Below are 16,660 nucleotides of genomic sequence, written 5' to 3'. Positions count from 1 at the left end.
TGCACGAACAGGTCAGCGCCGGGCTGAGAGCGCCAGAAGGACGAGGGCTTGATGCGCGATGTGCTCATGGGCGCCATCATGCCGGCTCACGGGCTGCAAGGGGGAGGGAGGTTTCGAGAAGTGCCCTATGGCGTGACATGGCGCGACCGCCCGATCCGCAGCAGCTTAGGCGGCCTTCTTCGCGGCGAGCTGGCGCAGCACGTAATGCAGGATGCCGCCGTGGCGGGTGAGGGAGGGCCGCTTGCGCGGCACTGCCGCGCGGCCCTTCCGAACGCCCGCGCCGCTGGCGCGGGCGGGGCTTCCGCCCGATCCGCAGCGGCTTAGGCGGCCTTCTTCGCGGCGAGCTGGCGCAGCACGTAATGCAGGATGCCGCCGTGGCGGAAGTATTCGACTTCCTTCGGCGTCAGCAGCAGCACGCGCACCTCGAAGCGGACCTCGCCGCCGTCGGCCTTGCGGGCGATGACGGTGGCGGTCTTCGACTGGCCGTCGGCGAGGCCGACGATGTCGTAGGTCTCGGTGCCGTCGAGGCCGAGCGTCTGCGCGTTCTGGCCGTCGAGGAACTGCAGCGGCAACACGCCCATGCCGACCAGGTTGGAGCGGTGGATGCGCTCGAAACTCTCGGCGATCACCGCCTTCACGCCCAGCAGTTTGGTGCCCTTGGCCGCCCAGTCGCGCGAGGAGCCGGTGCCGTATTCCTTGCCGGCGATCACCACCAGCGGCACGCCGTCGGCCTTGTACTTCATCGCCGCGTCGTAGATCGCCAGCTTCTCGCGCGAGCCGTCCTTGCCGAAGTAGATCGTGTTGCCGCCTTCCTCGCCGCCCAGCATCAGGTTCTTGATGCGGATGTTGGCGAAGGTGCCGCGCACCATCACTTCGTCGTTGCCGCGGCGCGAGCCGTAGCTGTTGAAGTCGGCCGGCTGCACGCCGCGCGAGATCAGGTAGCGGCCCGCCGGCGAGTCCTTCTTGATGCTGCCGGCCGGGGAGATGTGGTCGGTGGTGATCGAGTCGCCGAACAGACCCAGCACGCGCGCGCCGTGCACGTCGTCGATGGTGCCGACGTTCATGCTCATGCCGTCGAAATAGGGCGGGTTCTTGATGTAGGTCGACGAGGCGTCCCACTTGTACGACTCGCCCTCCGGCGATTCGATCTGGTTCCAGCGGGTGTCGCCCTTGAACACGTCGGCGTAGTTCTTGGCGAACATCTCCGGGCCGATGGTCGCGGCGATGACGTCGCCGATCTCCTTGTTGCTCGGCCAGATGTCGCGCAGATAGACCGGCTTGCCGTCGGGCGTGTGCGCCAGCGGGTCCTTGCTCAGGTCGATGTCGACCGTGCCCGCGATCGCGTAGGCGACCACCAGCGGCGGCGAGGCGAGGTAGTTCATCTTCACCTCGGGGTGCACGCGGCCCTCGAAGTTGCGGTTGCCCGACAGCACCGAGGCGACCACGAGGTCGTTCTCGGCGATCGCGCGCGAGACCTCGTCCGGCAGCGGGCCGGAGTTGCCGATGCAGGTGGTGCAGCCGTAGGCGACCACGTAGAAGCCGAGCTTCTCCAGATCGTCGAGCACGCCGGCCTTCTTCAGGTAGTCGGTGACCACCAGCGAGCCCGGTGCGAGCGAGGTCTTCACCCACGGCTTGGCCTTCAGGCCCAGCCGCGCGGCGTTGCGCGCGAGCAGGCCGGCGCCCAGCATCACCGCCGGGTTGGAGGTGTTGGTGCAGGAGGTGATCGCGGCGATCACCACCGAGCCGTCGGTGAGCTCGCAGTCCTGGTCCTGGATGCGCAGCTTCGAGATCGGACGGGCGGCCAGGTGCGCGGCCTGCGGCTGCGCGCCGCCCTCGGCGGCCATGGTCTCGACCGCCGCCTTCGGCGTGCGCTTGGCGGTGAGGCCGGCGATCGCGTCGCGCGCGTTGGCCTGCACGTCCTGCAGCAGCACGCGGTCCTGCGGGCGCTTCGGGCCGGCCAGCGACGGCTTGACGTCGCCGAGGTCGAGATGCAGCACCGCGGAGTACTGCGCTTCCGCCTGGCCGGGCTCGTGCCACAGGCCCTGCGCCTTGGCGTAGGCCTCGACCAGCGCGATCTGCGCCTCCGGACGGCCGGACAGGCGCAGGTAGTTCAGCGCCTCGGCGTCGATCGGGAAGATGCCGCAGGTGGCGCCGTACTCGGGCGCCATGTTGGCGATGGTGGCGCGGTCGGCCAGCGGCAGGTGCTGCAGGCCGTCGCCGAAGAACTCGACGAACTTTCCGACCACGCCGAGCTTGCGCAGCATCTGGGTGACGGTGAGCACGAGGTCGGTGGCGGTGGAGCCCTCCGGCAGCCGGCCGGTCAGCTTGAAGCCGACCACCTGCGGAATCAGCATCGACGAGGGCTGGCCGAGCATCGCCGCTTCCGCCTCGATGCCGCCGACGCCCCAGCCGAGCACGCCGATGCCGTTGATCATGGTGGTGTGCGAGTCGGTGCCGAACACGGTGTCCGGGAACGCCTGCAGCACGCCGTCCACTTCGCGCTCGACGACCACGCGCGCGAGGTACTCGAGGTTCACCTGGTGCACAATGCCGGTGTTGGGCGGCACCACCTTGAAGTTGCGGAACGCCTTCTGGCCCCAGCGCAGGAAGCTGTAGCGCTCCTTGTTGCGCTCGAACTCGATCTTGCCGTTGAGGTCGAGCGCGTCCGGACGGCCGAACACGTCGACCTGCACCGAGTGGTCGATCACCAGCTCGGACGGGATCAGCGGATTGATCTGGGCCGGGTTGCCGCCGAGCCGCGTCACCGCGTCGCGCATCGCGGCGAGGTCGACCACGCAGGGCACGCCGGTGAAGTCCTGCAGCACCACGCGGGCGGGCATGAACGCGATCTCGGTGTCCGGCTCCTTCAGCGGATCCCACTTCGCGACCGCCTCGATGTGCTCGGGCAGCACGGTGACGCCGTCCTCGTGCCGGAGCAGGTTCTCCAGCAGGATCTTCATCGAGTACGGCAGCTTCGCCAGATCGAATCGCTGGGCCAGTTTCGGCAGGCTGTAGTAGGTGTAGGTCTTGCCGTTGAGGTCGAGATGCGCGCGGGTGGCGAAGGAGTCGGCCATGTGGGGCTCCGTGGCTGCAGCGAGGAGGGGAGAATCCGCGCGGCGCGCGGAGACGGCGCCGGCGTCAAGCGCCCAATTATGCCGGAAATGGCGACCTTCCTGCAGGGCACTTCGCAAAACCCCATTTCCGAAGGCTGAACCGGCATGAGGGCGCTCGCGTCGTTCAGTTCGGGGTTCTCGGTGCCGCTCAGGCCCCGTCATCGCAGCCTTGGCGGGCGCCCGAGGCCCTGCAAAACGGCGTTTGCAGGCTGCAGCGGGCGCACCTCTCCCTTCATCGCGCACACCCGCACGGGTCATGGCGCACCAGCCAGACCAGCCGCTTGGCGTTGTACGCCGCGCACTTGAGCAGGATCGCCAGTTCGTTTCTCGCCAGCGTCATCGCCCGCACGCACTTGCCGCCCAACTGCTCGAGGCCGGCGAACACATGTTCGCCTCTGGCGCGGACGCGGTTGATCGCCTTGTTGCGCGCGTCCAGTCGCACGCGCCGCTCCTGCCCGGGCTTGGCACGCCGCGCGATGCCGTCGCGCAGCCCGTGGGCCTGCAGCAACGCCCGGTTGGTCTGCGCGTCGTAGCCTCGGTCGGCCAGCAGCCGCGCGCCGGTGTTGGCGCGGTCCAGCACCTCCTTGAGCGTCTGGCCGTCATCGACATTGGCCGGCGTGACCTTGACCCGGCGGATCAGCTTGTAGCGCGCATCCGTGTTGGCGTGCAGTTTGTAGCCATACACGCTCTTGCCGTGCTTCTTGGTCCAGCACGCGTCGCGGTCGGTGTGCTGCAGCCGCTTGGCATTCCAGCCCTCGGGCCTGCGGCCTTCGTTGAGGGCTTCGCGCTCGTCCTTGTTCGCCTGGGTCACCGGTGCCTGCACGATGCTGGCGTCCACGATCTGCCCGCCACGCGGGATGTAGCCGTGCTGCTGCAACTGCAGGCTCACCGCCTCGAAGATGGCGCGGCCGCCCAGACCGCCTTGGGCCAAGCGCTGCTTGAAACTCCACAGCGTGCGCGCATCGGGGATGTGCAGTGCTGCGTCCAGGCGGCAGAAGTGCGGCAAGCTCATGCGGTCCAGCACCTGGTACTCGCAGTCCTCGTCGCTCAAGTTGTACAGCGACTGGATGAACAGCAGCCGCACCATCACCTCGGTGGGGTACGGCGGGCGAGCGCCTTTGCTACGGTCAGCGCGAGGGCAGGCGGTGTCGACCCGGGCGGCAATGGCCGCGAAGTCGATCAGTTCGTCCATTGCTGCCAGGTTGGCGATGAAGCCGCCGAGCTTGGCTTGGCGTTGGTCTTGCACGAACAGGTCAGCGCCGGGCTGAGAGCGCCAGAAGGACGAGGGCTTGATGCGCGATGTGCTCATGGGCGCCATCATGCCGGCTCACGGGCTGCAAGGGGGAGGGAGGTTTCGAGAAGTGCCCTATGGCGTTTGACCAAACCCGTGGCCAGCACGCACGGCGCCGGGGCGGGGTCACGGGCGGGCGGCATGGGCATTCAGCGCAGCGCCAGTATCCGCCGCGCCCCGTCGAGCACGACCAACCCGATCACGCCCCCGATGACCAGATCGGGCACGCGCGAGCCGGTCCACGCCACCAGCAGGCCCGCCACGATGACCCCCAGGTTGGCGAGCACGTCGTTGGCGGAGAAGATGTAACTCGCCTTCATGTGGGCGCCCAGCCCCCGGTGCCGCGCCGCCAGCCACAGGCAGGCCACATTGGCCACCAGGGCCACCACCCCCACGCCCATCATCAGCGCCGACACCGGCTCGCTGCCCTGCACCCAGCGCCGCCCCACCTCGGCCAGCGCGAGCAAGGCCAGCGTCAGCTGCAACCACCCCGCCAGATGCGCCGCCTGCACCTTGCGGGCGGCCGAGCGGCCGACGGCAAACAACGCCACGCCGTACACCGCGGCATCGGCAAACATGTCCATCGCGTCGGCCAACAGACCGGTGGACTGGGCCACGATGCCCACCCCGATTTCCAGCAAAAACATGGCCCCGTTGATGGCCAGCAGGGTCCACAGCACGCGCGACTCGGTCGCGTCGGTCGACGCCGGCGGGGCGGACGGCTGCGCTACCGGCTCGGTGTGCGCCAGACGCGCGCCCAGGTTCAGCCGCTCCAGCCGGGCCAGCACCGCCTCGGCCGGCCCCGGGTGCTGCACCGTCAGACGGCGCTGCGCCAGGTCGAAGGCCAACACCACGTCCGGCAGGTCGCGCAACGCCATGCGGATGAGGTTTTCCTCGGACGGGCAATCCATCTTCGGTACGGAAAATACGCTGCGATTCCACATGGGTGTCACACCAAACCCTTACACACGGATCACTCCTCGAACAAATCCGAGTGCGTGCCCGCCCGCACGAAGACGATGGCGTTGCCCTCCAGGCGGTAGATTAGCAGGAAGTCGCCGCCGATGTGGCATTCGCGATGATCCGCCCACTCGCCCTTCAGCGGGTGATCCAGCCATTCGGGCCCCAACGGCGCATCGTTGCCAATCAGCAGCAACATCGCCTCCTTCAGCCGCTTCAGGTCGTAGCGGCCCCGAGCGCGAAAGGCGCTCCCAGTCTTTGAGGAACGCCTTGGTGTAGTCGCTCACCCGCGGCAACGGCGCCCGCTTACTGCTGGCGGGCTTTGATTCCACCCGAACGTGCAGCATCGAGGTCTGGGCCATGAACGAATCCTCCTTGGGCCCGATTTTGTCTCTCACATGCGACACGGTCAGGTGATTGTATGACTCCACCACCTTGGGCACTCCAGGTGGTGTTGGGGCAGACGCCGCTCACTCACACATCGATATTCGCCGCCCGCAGCGCGTTGGTTTCGATGAACACGCGGCGCGGCTCGACCTCGTCGCCCATGAGCATCGTGAACACCTTGTCGGCCTCGATGGCGTCCTCGATGCGCACCTGCAGCAGCCGGCGCACCTCGGGGTTCATCGTGGTTTCCCAGAGCTGTTCGGGATTCATCTCGCCCAGGCCCTTGTAGCGCTGGCGGCTGGTGGTGCGCTCCGCCTCGGCGAGCAGCCAGCGCATCGCCGAGCGGAAATCGGCCACCGGCGCTTCCTTGGCGCGTTCGCCCTCGCCCCGCACGACCTTGGCGCCCTCGCCCAGCAAGCCCTGGAAGGTGCGGGCCGCATCGGCCAGCACGGCGTAGTCGGCCCCGTGCACGAAATCCTGCGTGATGACGCTGGAGCGCACGTTGCCGTGGTGGCGTCGGCTGATGCGCAGCAGCGGCTTGTCCGCGCGTGCATCAAACTCGGCGCTCACCTCGGCCGGCACCCCGGTGGCACTGCCCTCGCGCAGCGCGGCCTGCAGGGCGGCGGCGCTGCGGGCCGCGGCCTCCATGTCGTCCAGGTCGAGCGCGACGCCGTCGGCCACGGCGCGCAGCGCCTCGGCGTCCATGAAGGCCGACAGCCGGGCGATCACCGCCTCGGCCGCCTGGTGCTGGCGCGCCAGTTCGGCCAGCGTCTCGCCGGCCAGCACCGTGCCCTGGGCGCCGCCGGTGTGCAGGCTGGCCTCTTTGAGCGCGACGCGCAACAAAAAGGCGTCCAGCGCGGCATCGTCCTTCAGGTACAGCTCTTCCTTGCCGGCCTTGACCTTGTACAGCGGCGGCTGCGCGATGTAGATATGGCCGCGCTCCACCAGCTCCGGCATCTGGCGGTAGAAAAAGGTCAGCAGCAGGGTGCGGATGTGGGCGCCGTCCACGTCCGCGTCGGTCATGATGATGATGCGGTGGTAGCGCAGCTTGGCGATGTCGAAGTCGTCCGCGCCGCTCTTGCCGCGCCCGGCGTCGTCTTCGCTGGCGCGGCCGATGCCCGTGCCCAGCGCCGTGATGAGGGTCAGGATCTCGTTGCTGGACAGCAGCTTTTCGTAGCGTGCCTTCTCGACGTTGAGGATCTTGCCGCGCAGCGGCAGGATGGCCTGGAACTTGCGGTCGCGGCCCTGCTTGGCGCTGCCGCCGGCCGAGTCCCCCTCGACGATGTAGATCTCCGACAGCGCCGGGTCCTTCTCCTGGCAGTCGGCCAGCTTGCCAGGCAACCCCAGCCCGTCGAGCACGCCCTTGCGGCGTGTCATCTCGCGCGCCTTGCGCGCCGCCTCGCGCGCCCGCGCGGCCTCGACGATCTTGCCGCAGATGATCTTGGCATCGTTGGGCCGCTCTTCCAGGTAGTCGGTGAGCGCCTTGGCGACGATGTCCTCCACCGGCGCGCGCACCTCGGAGCTGACCAGCTTGTCCTTGGTCTGGCTGGAAAACTTCGGCTCCGGCACCTTGACCGACAGCACGCAGCACAGCCCCTCGCGCATGTCGTCGCCGCTGACCTCGACCCTGGCCTTCTTGGCCAGCTCGTTTTGCTCGATGTACTTGCCGATCACGCGCGTCATCGCCGCGCGCAGGCCGGTCAGGTGCGTGCCGCCGTCGCGCTGCGGGATGTTGTTGGTGAAGCAGAGGACGTTTTCGTTGTAGCCGTCGTTCCACTGCATGGCCACCTCGACGCCGATCTCGGTGCCGGGGATGCCGCCATAGCTGTCGGCTGGCCGCGCGCCCGTGGCGTGGAACACCGTGGGGTGCAGCACCTTTTTGCCGGCGTTGATGAACTCGACGAAGCCCTTGACCCCGCCGGCGCCGGAAAAGTCGTCGCTCTTGCCGGTGCGCTCGTCGATCAGGCGGATGCGCACGCCGTTGTTCAGAAAGCTCAGCTCGCGCAGCCGCTTGGACAGGATCTCGTAGTGAAAGTCGTGGTTCTCGCGAAAGATCTCGGTATCGGGCAAAAAGTGCACCTCGGTGCCGCGCTTGTCGGTGGCACCCAGCACCCGCATCGGCGAGACCTCCACCACCTGGCCGTCGGGGCCCGCCGCGCGCTCGATCTGGCGGTTTTGCACCACGCCGCGGGCAAACTCCAGCAGGTGCACCTTGCCGTCGCGGCGCACCGTCAGGCGCAGCCAGCGCGACAGCGCGTTGACGCAGCTCACCCCCACCCCGTGCAGACCACCGGAAACCTTGTAGCTGTTCTGGTTGAACTTGCCGCCGGCGTGCAGCTCGGTCAGCGCGATTTCGGCGGCGCTGCGCTTGGGCTCGTGCTTGTCGTCCCACTTGATGCCGGTGGGGATGCCGCGCCCGTTGTCCACCACGCTGATCGAATTGTCGGTGTGGATGGTGACGACAATGTCGTCGCAGTGGCCGGCCAGCGCCTCGTCGATGGAGTTGTCCACCACCTCGAACACCAGGTGGTGCAGGCCGGTGCCGTCGGAGGTGTCACCGATGTACATGCCGGGGCGCTTGCGCACCGCCTCCAGGCCTTCGAGGATCTGGATGGCGTCGGCGCCGTAGCCCGTGCCGGGCGCTTGAGGGGTCTGGGATTCGCTCATGGAGACTTTCAGATGCGCATCGGCATGACGACGTACTTGAAGCGGTCGTCGTCGGGGATCGTGACCAGGGCCGAGGAGTTGCCGTCCTGCAGCTCGATGCGCACCAGGTCCTGCCCCATGTTGGCCAACGCCTCGATCAGGTAGCTGACGTTGAAGCCGATGTCGATGACGTCGCCGCTGTACTCGATGTCCAGCTCGTCGACCGCCTCCTCCTGATCGGCGTTGTTGGCCGCCACCTGCAGCAGCCCGGGCTCCAGGTGCAGGCGCACGCCCTTGAATTTGTCGCTGGTCATGATGGCGGCGCGCTGCAGGCTGGCCAGCAGCGGCGCGCGGCCCAGCACGATCACATTGCGGTGCGCGCGCGGGATCACGCGGTTGTAGTCGGGGAACTTGCCCTCCACCAGCTTGGTGACGAACTCCATGCCGCCGAAGCTGAACTTGGCTTGGTTGGCGGCAAAGCGCATCTCGATCGCGCCGTCCTGGTCCGACAGCAGCCGCTGCAGCTCCAGCACCGTCTTGCGCGGCAGGATCACCTCCTGCTTGGGCACGTCCACATCCAGCGCGGCGCTGGCCAGCGCCAGCCGGTGGCCGTCGGTGGCCACGAGGGTGAGCTGGCGCCCCTCGGCGACGAACAGAATGCCGTTGAGGTAGTAGCGAATGTCCTGCACCGCCATGGCGAACGACACCTGCCCCAGCAGCGCCTTGAGCACCTTTTGCGGCACCGAGAACGCCGGGCCAAAGGTGGGCGACTCCTGCACCAGCGGAAAGTCCTCGGCCGGCAGCGTCTGCAGGGTGAAGCGGCTCTTGCCCGCTTTGAGCAGCAGCCGCCCCCCGGCGGACTCCAGCGTCACCTTCTGGTCCGCGGGCAGCGTGCGCAGAATGTCGATCAGCTTGCGCGCCCCGACCGTGGTGGCGAACTGGCCGTCGTCGCCGCCCAGATCGGCCGTGGTGCGGATCTGGATTTCCAGGTCGGAGGTGGTGAGCTGGGTCGCGGCCCCCGCGTGGTGAATCAGCACATTGGCGAGCACCGGCAGGGTGTGGCGGCGCTCGACGATGCCGGCCACCGACTGGAGGGCAGCCAGCAGCCGGTCCTGGGTCGCTTGCAAGACGATCATGCGTGTCAGCCTTTCAGGGTCTGCTCCAACACGTGGAGTTGCTGGTTGAGTTCGGGCTGGTTCTGCCGCTCGGCGGCGATCTTGCGCACCGCGTGCAGCACCGTCGTGTGGTCGCGCCCGCCAAAGAGCTCACCGATCTCCGGCAGGCTCTTTTGCGTCAGCTCCTTGGCCAGGTACATGGCGATCTGGCGCGGCCGCGCGATGTTGGCCGGCCGCTTCTTGGAATACATGTCGGCGACCTTGATCTTGTAGAAGTCGGCCACCGTCTTTTGGATGTTTTCGACGCTGATCTGGCGGTTCTGGATGCTCAACAGGTCCTTGAGCGCCTCGCGCGCCAGCGCGATCGACACCTCTTTCTGGTTGAAGCGCGAGTACGCCAGGATCTTGCGCAGCGCGCCCTCCAGCTCGCGAACGTTGGAGCGCACATTCTTGGCGACGAAGAAGGCCACGTCCTCCGGCATCGTGGCGCCCTCGGCCTGCGCCTTGCTGATGAGGATGGCCACGCGCATCTCCAGCTCCGGCGGCTCGATAGCCACCGTCAGGCCCGAGTCGAAGCGCGACACCAGCCGCTCGTGGATGTCCGTCAACCCCTTGGGGTAGGTGTCGCTGGTCATCACGATGTGGCTCTTCTTGGCCAGCAGCGCCTCGAAGGCGTTGAAGAATTCCTCCTGCGTGCGGTCCTTGTTGGCAAAGAACTGCACATCGTCGATCAGCAGCAGGTCCAGGCTGTGGTAGCGCTGCTTGAAGGCGTCGAACGTCTTGCGCTGGTACGACTTGACGACGTCCGAGACGAACTGCTCGGCGTGGATGTAGAGCACCTTGGCATCGGGGCGGTCGGCCAGCAGCTGGTTGCCGATCGCGTGCACCAGGTGCGTCTTGCCCAGGCCCACGCCGCCGTAAATGAACAGCGGGTTGTACAACTGCCCGGGGCTCGCGGCCACGTGCATGGCTGCCGCGCGCGCCATGCGGTTGGCGGAGCCTTCCACCAGCGTGGCAAAGGTCAGCGCCGGGTTGAGCCGGTGCTTGTGGTCGGGCAGCGGCGGCTCGGCCGCGGCCGGCGCCTCGGGCAACTCGGCAAACACCGGATCGGTGCGCACGGGGGCCACGGCGACGCGCGGCACCGCCCCCCCGGCCACGCCGGGGGTAGGGGGGCGCTGCGCGCTGGGGGCCTCGCGCGGGGCGAGCACCAGCTCCACGGCGACCGGCTGGCCGGCGATGGCCTGCAAGGCCGCGCCGATCTTGCCGGCGTATTGCGCGCGCACCCAGTCCATCTTGAAACGGTTGGCCACCGCCAGCGTCACGCGCGAGCCGTCTTCGGCCACGCGCGCGACCAGCGGCCGGATCCAGGTGTTGACCTGCTGGACCGGCAGCTCCTGGCTCAACCGCTCGACGCACGCCGACCACAGATCGGATGCGGCCGGGGCGGCCCGCTGGGCAGCGGCGTTCGCATCGGACAGGGAACGCGGGGAACTCATGGGTGGGGGATTCGGTCGATGGCAGGCATGGGATCGTCGCGGCCCGGACCGTCCCGCCCGGGACCGGAATCCGGCATGTGGACAGCCACCCCGCCAAAGTCGTCCATTGTAGCCGCCGCGAACCACTTATCCACATGCGGGTTGGCCCCGCTTGACAGCCCGCACCGATCCCCCGCCCCGCGCGGCCGTTGGCACACCGGGCGGTTTTTGCCATAATTTAGGGTTTACTCGATCGAACCGGGCAGACTCACATGAAACGCACCTATCAACCCTCCAAGATCCGTCGCGCGCGCACCCATGGCTTTCTGGTCCGCATGAAGACCCGTGGCGGTCGCGCCGTGATCAACGCGCGCCGCGCCAAGGGCCGCAAGCGCCTGGCCGTCTGACGCCTCGGTGCCCGAGTCGTCCCTGCCGGCGCCGCCGCGGGGCGCAGCGGCACGGCACTTTCGCCAGCGTGCGCAGTTCCAGGCCGTGCTCTCCAGTCCTGCCCTGGTGCACACCGCGCATTTCGCGCTCCATGGCATTCCTGCCGCGTCGCTGGTCGGCCCGCGCGGCGCGCCGCTGTTCCCCGGCGACGGCGCATGGCTGGGGGTGGTCGTGCCCAAGCGCTGGGCACGGCGCGCGGTCACGCGCAACACGCTCAAACGCCAGATCTACGCGGTCGAGCGCGAGCATCCGCTGCCCACGGGCGCCTGGGTCGTGCGGCTGAAACGGGCCTTCCCGACCACGGAGTTCCCCAGCGCGACCTCCGCAGCGCTGCGCCGTGCCGCGCGGCTGGAGCTGCTGCAACTGCTGGGCCCCCGCCTGCGACAGCGCCTGGCCGCCGGTGTCGATGGTCACCGGCCCGACACTCCATGAGCCGTACGCCCGCCTCCGGCCCCCTCGCGCCCGCCGTGCGCCGGCTGGGGCATTGGTGCGCCCGCCTGCCGCAACGGGTGCTGATCGGCGTGGTGCAGGGCTACCGGCTGCTGCTCAGCCCCTGGCTGGGGTCCAGTTGCCGCTTCACCCCGTCCTGCTCGGCCTACGCGCTCGAGGCGTTGCAGCGCCACGGCGCCGGTGCCGGCAGCTACCTGACCCTGCGCCGGCTGGTCCGCTGTCACCCGTGGTGCGACGGCGGGCACGATCCGGTCCCTGCCGAGCGTCCCCGGCTGTTCCCCCTCCAACAACACACCCCTCCGTCATGAGCGACATTCGCCGATCCATCCTGTGGGTGATCTTTGGTTTCTCGATGATCCTGCTGTGGGATCGTTGGCAGGTTTACAACGGCCAGCCAGCCACCTTCTTTCCCTCGGCCAGCAGCCCGGCCCGCCCGGCAGCCAGCGATGCGCCACGCCGTGACGGCGACGCCAGTGTGCCGGCCGCCGACATCGCCACCTCGACCCCGGCCAATGCGACGGCCACCGGCGCGGCTCCGGCCGCCGCGCTGCCGCCGCGCGAGCGCCACACGGTGCGCACCGACGTACTGGAGCTGACCATCGACAGCGAAGGCGCCTCGCTGGTGGGCGCGCGCCTGCTGCGCCACGCGGCCGAAACCGGCAAGGCGCTGCGCCAGCAATTCACGCCGCTGCAACTGCTCACCGACAGCGACGGTCGCACCTACGTGGCGCAAAGCGGGGTGGTCGGCAACGGCGCCCTGCCCACTCACAAGACGCCGATGCGCCTGGTCGAGCCGGCCGATCCGGCGGCGCTGACGCTGGCCGACGGACAGCAGACCCTGACGCTGCGCTTCGAGTCGGTGCCGATCGGCGGCGCGGTGCTGCGCAAGACGCTGACACTGCAGCGCGGCAGCTACGCCATCGGGGTGCAACACGAACTGGTCAACGTGGGCCAGGCTCCGTTGCAGGCGCGCGTATACCAGCAGCTGCTGCGTGACCGCCTGCACGCTGGCAGTGAAACGCCGTTTTACTCCACCTTCACCGGCCCGGCGGTGTATAGCGACGCGGCCAAGTACCAAAAGGTCGGCTTCGACGATATCGACAAGGGCAAGATCGATATCCAGACCCGCGCCAGCGATGGCTACGTGGCGATGGTGCAGCACTACTTCGTCACCGCCTGGCTGCTGCCGGCCGGCGTGGAGCGCGAGAACTTCGTGCGCAAGGTCGATGGCCTGTACGCGGTGGGCCAGATCGGCCCCACGCTGACGGTGGCGCCGGGCGAGCACGCCCGCTTCGACGCGCAGCTCTATGTCGGCCCGCAAGAAGAAAAAGTATTGGAAGCGCTGGCCCCCGGCCTGGAACTGGTCAAGGACTATGGCTGGTTGACCATCCTGGCCAAGCCGCTGTACTGGCTGCTGGCCAAAATCCACGCCATCGTCGGCAACTGGGGCTGGGCCATCGTCGCCCTGGTGGTGTTGATCAAGGCGGCCTTTTACTGGCTCAACGCCAGTGCCTACCGCAGCATGGCCAAGATGAAAGCGATCAATCCGCGCATCATGGAAATGCGCGAGCGCCTGAAAGACAAGCCGCAGTTGCTGCAGCAGGAGATGATGAAGCTGTACCGGGACGAGAAGGTCAACCCGCTCGGCGGCTGTCTGCCCATCCTGATCCAGATCCCGGTGTTCATTGCCCTGTACTGGGTGCTGCTGGCCAGCGTCGAGATGCGCAACGCCCCCTGGATCGGCTGGATCGTGGACCTGTCCTCCCCCGACCCGTACTATGTGCTGCCGCTGGTGATGACCCTGACCACGCTGGTGCAGACGGCGCTCAACCCGCTGCCGCCCGATCCGCTGCAGGCCAAGCTGATGTGGCTGATGCCGCTCATCTTCAGCGTGATGTTTTTCTTCTTTCCCGCTGGCTTGGTGCTGTACTGGATCACCAACAACATCTTGACGATCGCGCAGCAGGCCGTCATAAACCATCAGATGGGCGTGCCGCTGAAGTTCAACCTGCCCACGTTCAAGTAAACGGACGCGGCCCGAACGCCGCGCCTGCGCCCGTGCGACCTGCGGCATGCTGCCCCGCCACCACGAACCCATCGTTGCCGTCGCCACCGCCCCGGGGCGCGGCGCGGTGGGCATCGTGCGTCTGTCCGGACGGGGACTGGCGTCGTTGATGCCGCCGCTGCTGGGCCGTAGCCTGCGGCCCCGATACGCGCACTATGGGCCTTTTTTGGCAGCGGACGGCAGCGCGCTGGACCACGGCATCGCCTTGTGGTTTCCGGCACCACACTCCTACACCGGCGAAGACGTGCTGGAGCTGCAGGCGCACGGCGGTCCGGTGCTGTTGCAGCTGTTGCTGCAGCGCTGCCTGCAAGCGGCATCCGAAGCCGACTCGTGCAGCGGACAGCCGCGCCTGCCGGGCCTGCGCATGGCGCAACCGGGCGAATTCACCGAGCGCGCCTTCCTCAACGGCAAGCTGGACCTGGCGCAAGCCGAGGCGGTGGCCGACCTGATCGACGCCAGTACGGAAGCCGCTGCGCGCAGCGCCGCGCGCTCGCTCAGCGGCGCCTTCTCGCAAGCGGTGCAGGCGCTGCACGAGTCCCTGGTGCACCTGCGCATGCTGGTGGAGGCCACGCTCGACTTTCCCGAAGAGGACATCGATTTTTTGCAACAGGCCGACGCCGCCGGACGGCTGGCGCGGCTGCTGGCGCAGCTGGATGAGGTGCTGGCGCGCACGCGCCAGGGGGCGTTGCTGCGCGAAGGCATGCACGTGGTCATCGCTGGGCAGCCCAACGCGGGCAAGAGCTCGCTGCTCAACGCGCTGGCGCAAGCCGAGGTGGCCATCGTCACGCCCGTTGCCGGCACCACGCGCGACGTGGTGCAACAGGCCATCCAGATCGAGGGCGTGCCGCTGCACGTGATCGACACCGCCGGCCTGCGCGATGGCGCCGAGGTCGATGAAATCGAGCGCATCGGCATCGCGCGCGCCTGGCAGCGCATCGAGACGGCCGACGCCGTGCTGTTCGTGCACGACCTCACGCGCGCGGCCGACCCCGCGTACGCGCAGGCCGACGCCGCCATCGCCGCCGAGCTGCGCGCGCGGCTGCCGGCGCGCGTGCCGGTCATCGACGTCTGGAACAAGGCCGATGCGGCGGGTGCCACGGCCGCCGTGGACGAGGCCGAGGCCCGGGCAGCACCGGCTACCGCGGCGGACGGCGTCGTGGCGTCGGCGGCGCCGCTGCGGCTGTCGGCACGCACCGGCGCGGGCTTGCCAGCGCTGCGCCAGCGGCTGCTGCAGGCGGTGGGCTGGACGGGCCACACGCCGGAGGGGCTGTTTAGCGCCCGCCAACGCCACGTCGATGCCTTGCGGCAGGTGCGCACCCACGTGCAGGCGGCGCAGATGCTGCTGGCGGGCCCCGCACCGGCGCTGGAGCTGCTGGCCGAGGAGCTGCGCTTGGCGCAGGAAGCGCTGGCGCGCCTGACCGGCGCGTTCGGCGCCGACGACCTGCTGGGCGTGATCTTTTCCCGCTTTTGCATCGGCAAATGACAACCCTGGTCCCCGCTCCCCCTGCCAGCACGCGCGCCCAGGCGGTGGCGCCCTTCCTCGTGATGCACGTGGCCCAGGAGGCCGCTGCGCATGCGGCCGCCCAGCCGCCGGGGGCGCCGCGTCTGCTGTACCTGAATATCGGCGAGCCGGACCGCGGCGCGCCGCCCCCGGTGCAAGCCGCTGCCGAGGCCGCCATCCGCGCCGGCCGCACCCAGTACACCGCGGCGCTCGGGCTGGATGCGCTGCGCGAGCGGCTGTCGGCCTGGTATGCACAGCGCCATGGGGTGGCGGTGCCGGCGCGGCGCATTGCCATCACCGCCGGCGCCTCGGCCGCGCTGCAGCTGGCTACCCTGGCCTTGTTCGACGCCGGCGACGAGGTGCTGCTGCCGGACCCGGGCTACCCCTGCAACCGACAGATTCTGGCCAGCTTGGGCGTGACGCCGACCGCCCTGCCCACCACGGCGGCCACGCGCTACCAGCCCACGGCCGCCCAGATCCAGGCGGCCTGGGGGCCGCGCACGCGCGGCGTGATGTTGGCCTCGCCGGCCAACCCCACGGGAACGTCGATCGAGCCGGCCGCGTTGGATCGGCTGCTGGCGGTGGTGCGGGGGCACGGCGGCGCGTTGGTCATCGACGAGATCTACCTCGGCCTGTCGTTTGCGGCGCGCTACGGCCAAACCGCACTGGCGCTGGGCGACGATGTCATCAGCGTCAACAGCTTTTCCAAATATTTCGGCATGACGGGCTGGCGGCTGGGCTGGCTGGTCTTGCCCGAGTCGCTCGTGCCGGCGGCCGAGCGGCTGATGCAGAACCACTATATCTGCGCCAGCGCGGTGGCGCAGCATGCGGCGCTGGCTTGCTTCGAGCCGGAGAGCCTGGCCGAGTTCGAACGCCGCCGCGCCGACTACGCGGCGCGGCGTGACGCCTTCGTGCCGGCGCTGCGCGCGCTGGGCTTCGCCGTGCCGGTGGAGCCGGACGGCGCGTTTTACGTATGGGCCGATGCCAGCGCCTTGTTTGCGCGCGCCGGCGTGACCAACAGCATGGAGTTCGTGCGCGCGATGCTGCGCCACGCGCACGTGGTGGCCACGCCGAGCGCCGATTTCGGCCAAGCCGATGGCGCTCGCTTCGTGCGCTTTTCCATCGCCACCGCCCCCGCCGATCTGGACGAGGCCATCGAGCGCCTGCGCCGCTGGCTGGTCTGAGCCCGATCCCACCGTCCGGGCCGGCC

At 68.8% G+C, this 16,660-nt stretch carries 13 protein-coding genes; 6 read left to right on the top strand and 7 right to left on the bottom strand.

All coding sequences use genetic code 11. From position 1 onward, the window contains the following. Positions 1-320: 320 nt before the first annotated feature. The 7 genes from acnA to dnaA all read right to left on the bottom strand — a co-directional run bounded on the left by acnA (position 321) and on the right by dnaA (position 11,008). Positions 321-3,074, bottom strand: a complete 2,754-nt coding sequence (gene acnA / locus Tfont_RS12140; protein WP_143969638.1) for an aconitate hydratase AcnA — start codon at positions 3,072-3,074, stop codon at positions 321-323. 271 nt (positions 3,075-3,345) lie between these two features. Then, the gene (locus Tfont_RS12135; RefSeq protein ID WP_260682380.1) at positions 3,346-4,422 is read right to left on the bottom strand and encodes an IS5 family transposase; all 1,077 of its coding nucleotides are present in this window, start codon (positions 4,420-4,422) and stop codon (positions 3,346-3,348) included. 131 nt (positions 4,423-4,553) lie between these two features. Then, a complete protein-coding gene (locus Tfont_RS12130) occupies positions 4,554-5,315 on the bottom strand; it encodes a cation transporter (protein ID WP_132963610.1) in 762 nt (253 codons plus the stop codon). A 62-nt stretch (positions 5,316-5,377) separates the two neighbouring features. Continuing rightward, positions 5,378-5,563 (bottom strand): type II toxin-antitoxin system YafQ family toxin, encoded by a 186-nt coding sequence (locus Tfont_RS15130; RefSeq protein WP_246094593.1) that lies wholly within the window; start codon positions 5,561-5,563, stop codon positions 5,378-5,380. 275 nt (positions 5,564-5,838) lie between these two features. Continuing rightward, positions 5,839-8,418, bottom strand: a complete 2,580-nt coding sequence (gyrB, locus tag Tfont_RS12120; protein ID WP_143969636.1) for a DNA topoisomerase (ATP-hydrolyzing) subunit B — start codon at positions 8,416-8,418, stop codon at positions 5,839-5,841. A gap of 8 nt (positions 8,419-8,426) precedes the next feature. After that, positions 8,427-9,533: a DNA polymerase III subunit beta gene (dnaN, locus tag Tfont_RS12115; RefSeq protein WP_068607312.1), complete on the bottom strand. Its 1,107-nt coding sequence runs from the start codon at positions 9,531-9,533 to the stop codon at positions 8,427-8,429. 5 nt (positions 9,534-9,538) lie between these two features. Next, positions 9,539-11,008: a chromosomal replication initiator protein DnaA gene (dnaA, locus tag Tfont_RS12110; protein ID WP_143969635.1), complete on the bottom strand. Its 1,470-nt coding sequence runs from the start codon at positions 11,006-11,008 to the stop codon at positions 9,539-9,541. 251 nt (positions 11,009-11,259) lie between these two features. On the opposite strand from dnaA, the gene rpmH reads away from it, so the two are divergent. The 6 genes from rpmH to Tfont_RS12080 all read left to right on the top strand — a co-directional run bounded on the left by rpmH (position 11,260) and on the right by Tfont_RS12080 (position 16,634). Then, positions 11,260-11,394: a 50S ribosomal protein L34 gene (gene rpmH / locus Tfont_RS12105; RefSeq protein WP_006299042.1), complete on the top strand. Its 135-nt coding sequence runs from the start codon at positions 11,260-11,262 to the stop codon at positions 11,392-11,394. A gap of 7 nt (positions 11,395-11,401) precedes the next feature. Beyond that, positions 11,402-11,866, top strand: coding sequence for a ribonuclease P protein component (locus Tfont_RS12100; RefSeq protein ID WP_231960190.1), 465 nt, complete (start codon positions 11,402-11,404; stop codon positions 11,864-11,866). A 65-nt stretch (positions 11,867-11,931) separates the two neighbouring features. Beyond that, on the top strand, positions 11,932-12,192 hold the full coding sequence (gene yidD / locus Tfont_RS12095; protein ID WP_068607388.1) for a membrane protein insertion efficiency factor YidD: 261 nt from the start codon (positions 11,932-11,934) through the stop codon (positions 12,190-12,192). Continuing rightward, positions 12,189-13,910 carry a membrane protein insertase YidC gene (gene yidC, locus Tfont_RS12090; RefSeq protein ID WP_143969634.1) on the top strand — a complete coding sequence of 574 codons (1,722 nt, stop codon included), beginning with the start codon at positions 12,189-12,191 and terminating at the stop codon, positions 13,908-13,910. Before yidD ends, yidC begins: the two co-directional genes overlap by 4 nt. Before the next feature lie 46 nt (positions 13,911-13,956). Continuing rightward, positions 13,957-15,432: a tRNA uridine-5-carboxymethylaminomethyl(34) synthesis GTPase MnmE gene (gene mnmE, locus Tfont_RS12085; RefSeq protein WP_143969633.1), complete on the top strand. Its 1,476-nt coding sequence runs from the start codon at positions 13,957-13,959 to the stop codon at positions 15,430-15,432. Beyond that, positions 15,429-16,634, top strand: a complete 1,206-nt coding sequence (locus Tfont_RS12080; RefSeq protein ID WP_143969632.1) for a pyridoxal phosphate-dependent aminotransferase — start codon at positions 15,429-15,431, stop codon at positions 16,632-16,634. The genes mnmE and Tfont_RS12080 overlap by 4 nt, the downstream gene beginning before the upstream one ends. Positions 16,635-16,660 lie beyond the last annotated feature (26 nt).

The organism is Tepidimonas fonticaldi (assembly GCF_007556755.1).
Classification (GTDB): Bacteria; Pseudomonadota; Gammaproteobacteria; order Burkholderiales; family Burkholderiaceae_C; genus Tepidimonas; species Tepidimonas fonticaldi.
This window is presented reverse-complemented; position numbering and strand designations above follow the sequence as displayed.